Raw genomic sequence first — 510 nt, 5'->3', positions numbered from 1 at the left:
CTGCAAATGGGCAGAGGTGATGGCTTCCGGGGCCAAATGGCTCGATTGGATCGCTTCTTCTGCCAAATGGTTTCCTTGCACAGCTTCGTCCGTAATGTGCCAGGGCTGGACCGATTCGGCGGACAGCTTGGCGGCCGTCACGCTCTCATTCGCCAGTTTGTCGGACGTAACAGACTCATCCTGCAAGGCATCGGTTGATATCGCCTGTGATGCGATATGCACGCCCTGAATCGTTCCGATGTGCAGATGGTGCGGCTGGATGGACTCCGGTGCGATATGCACGGACTTCACTGCTCCCTCTGCCAGCGCTCTATCCTGTACCGCCCCGGCTGCCAGATGCTGGGGGTGTATAGCCTGTGCAGACAGATGTGAAGGCCCGACGCTGCCTTCCGCGAGATTCATTCCTTGCACCGAGCGTGCTGCCAGCTTTTCCGAGGTGATGCTTTCCGCTTGAAGCGCACGACTGGATACACTATCCGGGGCCAGATGGCTCGTGAGCACCGCCGAAGC

1 pseudogene is annotated in these 510 nt (G+C 59.0%); it reads right to left on the bottom strand.

The features are described from left to right. Window positions 1-510, bottom strand: a pseudogene (locus L696_RS30825) (hypothetical protein); the annotation flags it as partial.

This window comes from Paenibacillus maysiensis (genome assembly GCF_000520815.1).
GTDB classification, from domain to species: domain Bacteria; phylum Bacillota; class Bacilli; order Paenibacillales; family Paenibacillaceae; genus Paenibacillus; species Paenibacillus maysiensis.
The sequence above is the reverse complement of the archived record's forward strand: the minus strand, read 5'-3'. Positions and strand labels throughout refer to the sequence as shown.